General features: G+C 68.9%; 1 protein-coding gene. It reads right to left on the reverse strand.

The window, feature by feature from the left end; all coding sequences use genetic code 11:
* Nucleotides 1–114: 114 nt before the first annotated feature.
* Complete coding sequence (locus tag D4B81_RS17805) at nucleotides 115–1,017, reverse strand: alpha/beta fold hydrolase (protein ID WP_122263985.1); 903 nt, start codon at nucleotides 1,015–1,017, stop codon at nucleotides 115–117.
* Between the last annotated feature and the right edge of the window lie 159 nt (nucleotides 1,018–1,176).

Raw genomic sequence — 1,176 nt, forward strand, 5'->3', positions numbered from 1 at the left:
TCCGGGGTGCACGGTGAAGTGCTGCAGCGTGGTGCGCTCACGAGGAACTCGATGGATGAGAGCCAGAAGCGTCACCTGAGGCGACACCGTCGCGCAGCCCTCGCTGAGGGCAATCTAGCGACTGTCGCGCAGCCAGTTCGCGACGTAGGCAGGTGCGGTGTCGGCAGCCTCGAGAGCGAACGCGAGGTGTGATCCGTCCATCCAGTAGAGCTCGGAACCGGTGATGTGGGCGTGAGCGTGCTCGGCCTGGGTTGGCGGGACGACCTTGTCCAAGCGGCCGTGGACGATCAGGGTCGGGCACGCGATGGCGTCCAGGGGCACAGGGTGACCAGGAGTGAAGTCGTTCTTCATTCCCTGGCGTCGCCGGGCCACGCCCAGGGAGGCTGCAAGCGTGGCTTCCAGCCACGAGGTCCGCCCGGGGAGTGCGGCCAGCATCGCCGCGCGCTCGGAGGCGGCTTGCCGGGTGTAGGTGCCGAAGGACCGCATCAGCGCGGTCAGTGTCGGCTTCGTGGCGCGCCTCAGGAGCCAGATCACCGCCTCGAGGAGGAAGTCCTGGGCTGCCAGTTGCGCGATCCGGCTCGGGCCGCGGTCGGTCAGGCACACGGCGTCGACCTGGACGAGTCTGCTGATGCGCTCACCGTGCTTCGCAGCGAGCTCGTAACCCGCCGGGCCGCCGCCCGAGACAGCGATCACGATGACGCGATCGATCTGCAGGGCGTCGAGGAGAGCCGCCAGGGCATCTGCCTGCTGCGCGAACGTTCGCCCGGCCGACAGCGGTGTGCCCAGGTACCCGGGCCTGCTGGGAGCGATGATCCTGAAGCCGTTCAGGCGCAGGTACTCCCCTGCCACGAGGCCTTGATCCCACCCGCCCTGCGAGCCGTGGACGGAGAGGATCGCCTCACCGTGCCCTCGCTCTGCATATTCCACCGGTCCCGACGCAGTGTGGACGATTCGCGGAGCTCCTGCCATGCACGCGCGAAAGTCTTCCGCCGTGGGTGTGTTCGGCGCGGTCACCATGGTCAACGATCCCAAGCGTGCACGGTCTCGACAAGGGCCGCGCTGCGTGCCGCGCTCCGGGTCCGACGACGCTGCAGTGGGCGCCTGAAGGGCAGCCGCCAGGCGAGGTCGGCCCTTGTCAGACCGGCGCCGTGAAGGGGTGTTCTGCGCGGGACACCC

The organism is Ornithinimicrobium cerasi (genome assembly GCF_003702705.1).
Lineage (GTDB): Bacteria > Actinomycetota > Actinomycetes > Actinomycetales > Dermatophilaceae > Ornithinicoccus > Ornithinicoccus cerasi.